The organism is Kitasatospora sp. NPDC058190 (genome assembly GCF_042883685.1).
Lineage (GTDB): Bacteria > Actinomycetota > Actinomycetes > Streptomycetales > Streptomycetaceae > Kitasatospora.
Genome location: NZ_JBHVVI010000234.1, coordinates 1 through 6,050 on the forward strand (window position 1 = coordinate 1; position 6,050 = coordinate 6,050).

The following is a 6,050-nucleotide window of genomic DNA, read 5'->3' on the forward strand; positions in this document are numbered from 1 at the left end:
ACCTGGAACTCGGCCCGGACGGCGTGCTGTCCGCCCTCGTCCAGGCCAACACGGCGGCGGACGCCGACCCGGCCCGCCCGGTGGTCACCGCCACCGCGCTGCGCCACGGCCGCGACGAGCGCACGACGCTGCTCACCGCCGTCGCCCGCCTGCACACCGACGGGCTCGCACCGGACTGGTCCGCCGTCTTCGCCGGCACCGGCGCCCGCCGGGTCGACCTGCCCACCTACCCGTTCCAGCGGCAGCGCTACTGGCCCGAGCAGTCGTTCGCCCCGGCCGCGTCGCCGGACGGGGAGTTCTGGACGGCGCTGCGCTCCGCGTCCTTCGACGCGCTCGCCGGCACCCTGGACGTCGACGGCGACGCCCTCGCCCAGGTGCTCCCGGCGCTGCGCGACTGGCACGAGCGGCGCGAGGAGCAGGCCGCCGTGGACGCCCGCCGCCGGCGGATCGTCTGGAAGCCGCTCGACCGGCCGCGCGCCGCGGCCCCGGCCGGCACCTGGCTCGCCGTCGTGCTCGCCGGCCACGGCGACACGGCCTGGACGGACGCCGTCCTCGCCGCACTCGGCGCGGACGCGGTCCGGCTGACCGTCGAGGCCGACGCCGACCGCGCCGGACTCGCCAAGCAGCTCGCCGAACTCCCGTACGCGGCCGAGGAGATCACCGCCGTGGTGTCCCTCCTGGCGCTCGACGAGTCCGCGGACGGCAGCGTCCCCGCCGGGCTCGCCCGCACCGCCGCCCTGGTGCAGGCCCTCGGCGACGCCCGGATCGGCGCCCCCCTCTGGTGCCTCACCCGGGACGCCGTCGCGGCCGCCCCCGGCGACCGCGTCACCGGCCTGGCCCAGGCCGCCGTCTGGGGCCTCGGCCGGGTCGCCGCGCTCGAACTCCCGCAGCGCTGGGGCGGCCTGATCGACCTGCCCGCGAGCCTCGACCCGCGCACCGGCGCCCTGCTGGCCGCCGTCCTCGCCGACCCGGACGGGGAGGACCAGCTGGCCGTCCGGCCCACCGGGGTCCTCGGCCGGCGCCTGGCCGCCACGCCCGGTGGCTCCACGGCGGCCGGTGACCGGGCGGACTGGGACCCGACCGGCACCGTGCTGATCACCGGCGGCACCGGCGCGCTCGGCGCCGAAGTCGCCCGCGGCCTCGCCGCCGCCGGGGCCCGGCACCTCGTTCTGCTCAGCCGCCGCGGCCCGGACGCCCCCGGCGCGGCCGAGCTCCGCGAGGAACTCGCCGCCACCGGCGCCGCCGTCACCGTCGCGGCCTGCGACGCGGCCGACCGGGAGGCGCTCGCCGCCGTCCTGGCCGCCGTGCCCGCCGAGCACCCGCTCACCGCCGTCGTCCACGCCGCCGGCGTGCTCGACGACGGCGTCATCGACGGCCTCACCCCCGACCGCTTCAAGGACGTCTACCGTGCCAAGGCCACCTCGGCCCTCCTGCTCGACGAGCTGACCAGGGACCACGACCTCGCCGTCTTCGCCCTGTTCTCCTCCGCCTCCGCGGCCGTCGGCAACCCCGGCCAGGGCAACTACGCGGCAGCCAACACCGTCCTCGACGCCCTCGCCGAACGCCGCCGCGCCGACGGCCTCGCCGCCACCTCCCTCTCCTGGGGCGCTTGGGCCGGTGGCGGCATGGCCGCCGACGCCCGGGCCGGCGAGGCCGCCCGCCGCACCGGCATCCGGCCGCTCGACCCGGCCGTCGCGGTCGCCGCGCTGCGCCGGGCCGTCCTCGACACCGCGCCGACCACGCTGGTCGCCGACGTCGACCCGGAGCGCTTCGTCCGTGCCTTCACCGCCGTCCGCCCGAGCCGGCTGCTCGCCGAACTCCCCGGCTACGCGGACCCGCAGGGCCCCGGCGGGGACAACGCCGACGGCCGCGAGCTGCGCGCCGAACTGGCCGCGCTCAGCCCGGCCCGCCGCTCCGCCGCCCTCCTCGGGCTGGTGCGCGGCCGCGCGGCCGAGGTGCTCGGACTGCCCGGCATCGAGGCCGTCGGCCCCGAGAAGGCCTTCCGCGACCTCGGGTTCGACTCGCTCGGCGCGATCGAGCTGCGCAACCGGCTCGGCGCCGCCACCGGACTGGACCTGTCCCCGACGCTGGTCTTCGACCACCCGAGCCCGACCGAACTCGCCGAGCACCTGCTCGGCCTGCTCTTCGAGGGCGACGGCGCGGCCGGAACGGACGGCGCGGACCCCGAGCGCGCCCGCCTGCGGGCGCTCGTCGAGTCCGTCCCGCTGGACCGCCTGCGGCGCAGCGGCGTTCTGGACGCGCTGCTGAGGCTCGCCGACGGCGCGCCCGCCCAGGAGGCCGAGGACACCGACGCGATCGACGCGATGGACCTGGACGACCTGGTGCAGGCCGCCCTGCGCAACGACCCCGACCACGCCCAGGACTGACGGAGCAGCCATGACCACGCCCCACGACAAGGTAGTCGCCGCTCTCCGGTCCTCGATGAAGGAGACCGAACGGCTGCGCAAGCAGAACCGCCAGCTCCTGGCCGCGGCCGCCGAACCCGTCGCCGTCATCGGCATGGGCTGCCGCTACCCCGGCGGCGTCGCCTCGCCCGAGGACCTCTGGGACCTCGTGGCGGGCGGCACCGATGCCACCGGCGGCTACCCGGACGACCGCGGCTGGGACCTCGGCGCCCTGGCGGACGCCGGCGTCGACGAGCGCGGCACCCGGGTCTCCCGGCGTGGCGGCTTCCTCGACTCGGTGTCCGGCTTCGACGCCGACTTCTTCGGCATCTCGCCGCGCGAGGCCGTCTCCACCGACCCCCAGCAGCGCCTGCTGTTGGAGACCTCGTGGGAGGCCTTCGAACGGGCCGGCCTCGACCCGGCGGGCCTGCGCGGCAGCCGCACCGGCGTCTTCCTCGGCACCAACGGCCAGGACTACGCGTACCTGCTGGTGCGCTCGCTGGCCGATGCCACCGGCGACATCGGTACCGGCATCGCAGCCTCGGCCCTCTCCGGCCGCCTCTCCTACACCCTCGGGCTGGAGGGCCCGGCGGTGACGGTCGACACCGCCTGCTCGTCCTCGCTGGTCGCCCTGCACTGGGCGGTCCAGGCGCTGCGGGCCGGCGAGTGCACGCTGGCCGTCGCGGGCGGCGTCAACGTGATGGCGACGCCCGGCTCGCTGATGGAGTTCTCCCGGCAGGGCGGACTGGCCTCGGACGGGCGCTGCAAGGCGTTCGCCGACGGGGCCGACGGGACGGGCTGGGCCGAGGGCGTCGGCGTGCTGGTGCTGGAGCGCCTCTCGGACGCCCGCCGCAACGGGCACCGCGTCCTCGCGGTTGTGCGGGGCTCGGCGGTGAACCAGGACGGCGCGTCCAACGGCTTCACCGCGCCCAACGGCCCCTCGCAGCAGCGGGTGATCCGCCAGGCGCTCGCGAACGCCGGGCTGACGGCCGCCGACGTCGACGCCGTCGAGGGCCACGGGACGGGCACGCCGCTCGGCGATCCGATCGAGGCCCAGGCCCTGCTCGCCACCTACGGGCAGGGACGGGAGGACGGCCGGCCGCTGTGGTTGGGCTCGGTCAAGTCCAACTTCGGCCATGCCCAGGCGGCCGCCGGGGTCGCGGGCGTGATCAAGATGGTGCAGGCGATGCGGGCGGGCGTGCTGCCGAGGACGCTGCACGCTGACGCGCCGTCCTCGCGCGTGGACTGGTCGGCGGGCGCGGTGCGGCTGCTGGCGGAGGCGCGCGAGTGGCCGGGGGGCGAGCGGCCGCGCCGGGCCGGGGTGTCCTCGTTCGGGATCAGCGGGACGAACGCGCACGTGATCGTCGAGGAGGCGGTGGAGGAGGACTCTGCGGTCGACGAGGCGTCGGTCGTGCCCGGCGTGGTGCCGTGGGTGGTCTCGGCGAAGTCGGAGGAGGCGCTCGAGGCACAGGTGGAGCGGCTTGCCGGGGTCGGGGGCTCGCCGGTGGACGTCGGGCTGTCGCTGGCGGGGCGCTCGCGGCTCGGGCACCGGGCGGTGTTGGTGGACGGGGCCGAGGTTGCGCGTGGGGTGGCGGGGGAGCGGTCGACGGCGTTCCTGTTCTCGGGGCAGGGGTCGCAACGCCTCGGCATGGGAGGGGAGTTGTATGCCCGGTTCCCGGTGTTCGCGGCGGCGTTCGACGCGGTGTGTGCGGAGTTCGATCCGGTCCTGCGCGATGTGGTGTGGGGCGGTGATGCGGAGCTGCTGAACCGGACGGAGTTCGCCCAGGCGGGGTTGTTCGCGGTCGAGGTGGCGTTGTTCCGGCTGGTCGAATCCCTCGGTGTGGAGCCGGAGTTCGTGGCCGGGCACTCGATCGGTGAGATCGCGGCGGCGCATGTGGCCGGGGTGTTCTCGCTGGCGGACGCCTGCACGCTGGTCGGTGCTCGCGGCCGTCTGATGCAGGCACTGCCCGAGGGCGGTGCGATGCTGGCCGTTCAGGCGACGGAGGAGGAAGTCCTCCCGTTGCTGGGTGAGTTCGTGTCGATCGCTGCCGTCAACGGCCCGTCCTCCGTGGTCGTCTCGGGCGCGGAGGAGGCGGTGGCGGCGATCGAGGCGCACTTCGCCGACCGCAGGACGACGCGGTTGCAGGTCTCGCACGCGTTCCACTCGCCGTTGATGGACCCGATGCTGGAGGACTTCCGCGAGGTCCTCAACAGGCTGACGTACCAGGCCCCTTCGATCCCACTGGTCTCCAACCTCACCGGCGCCCTGGGCACGGACGTCACCACTCCCGACTACTGGGTGCGCCACGTCCGCGAGGCCGTCCGCTTCGCCGACGGCCTCCGCACCCTGCGCGAGGCCGGGGCCACCGCCTTCGTCGAGCTCGGCCCCGACGGCGTCCTCGCCGCCCTCGCCCAGCAGGACATCCAGGACTCCGACGCCCTCGCGCTCCCGCTGCTGCGTCGCGACCGGCCCGAGGAACACACCCTGGTCACGGCCCTGGCCCGTCTGCACGTCACCGGCGTCGGGGTCGACTGGGCGCGGCTCTTCGACGGCACCGGCGCCCACCGCGTCGACCTGCCCACCTACGCCTTCCAGCACGAGCACTACTGGCCCGCCCTGGGCAGCGGCGTCGGCGACGTCGCCTCCGCCGGTCTCCTGGCGGCGGACCACCCGCTCCTCGGGGCGGCCGTGCCGCTTGCGGGCACGGACAGCGTCGTCTTCACCGGCCGGCTCTCGCCCGGCACCGCGGCGTGGGACGGCGACACGGACGTCTTCCCGGCGGCCGGGTTCCTGGAGCTGGCGATCCGGGTCGGCGACCACGTCGGCTGCGACCGCGTCGAGCGGCTCGCCGTCACCCGGCCGCTCGCCCTGGGCGCGGGCGGCGGCACGATGGTCCAGGTCCGGGCGAGTGCGCCGGACGAGTCGGGCGCGCGGACGGTGACGTTCTTCTCGCGCCCGGACGGCCCGCTCGACGAGCCCTGGACCGAGCACGCCACCGGGGTGCTGACCACCGGTGCGCGCGCCGCCGACTTCGACGCGGCGGTCTGGCCGCCGGCCGGCGCGGTCGCGGACGGGGCCGGCGTCTGGCGGCGCGGCGAGGAGACCTTCGCCGAGGCCGAGCTCCCGGCCGAACTGGCGGGCGCGGCGGACGGGTTCGGCCTGCACCCGGCGTTGCTGGCCGCCGTCCTGCGGGCGGACGGGCGAGGGCTCGTGCCGGTGGCGTGGTCCGGGGTTTCGCTGCACGCCACGGGCGCCACGGTGGCGCGGGCCCGACTGGTGCGGACGGGCGCGGACACGCTGTCGCTGGCCCTCGCCGACGTCGCGGGCGAGCCCGTGCTGTCGGCGGAGTCCGTGGAGCTGGGCGAGCCGGCCGCCGCCTCCCACGGGGCGAACGGCTCGCTGCTGCGGCTGGAGTGGGTGCCCGCGCCGTCGCGCGCGGGTGAGCGCGTGGCGGCGGTGACGCTGGGCACGGACGTGGCGTCGTTCGCCGAGCTGACGGACGACGTGCCCGGTGCCGTGGTGGTCCCGGTGGCGGGCGGTTCGACGCCGGAGGACGTGCACGAGGTGACGGCGTGGGCGCTGGGCCTGGTGCAGGAGTGGCTGGCCGAACCGCGGTTCGCGGACTCCCGCCTGGTGTTCACGAC

The 6,050-nt window shown here is 76.6% G+C and carries 2 protein-coding genes; both read left to right on the forward strand.

Going from position 1 to position 6,050, the window contains the following annotated elements:
* On the forward strand, window positions 1-2,387 hold a 2,387-nt coding region (locus ACFVWU_RS44055; protein WP_387632172.1), incomplete at its 5' end, for an SDR family NAD(P)-dependent oxidoreductase.
* A 10-nt stretch (window positions 2,388-2,397) separates the two neighbouring features.
* A partial coding sequence (locus tag ACFVWU_RS44060; RefSeq protein WP_387632175.1) for a type I polyketide synthase occupies window positions 2,398-6,050 on the forward strand: 3,653 nt, incomplete at its 3' end.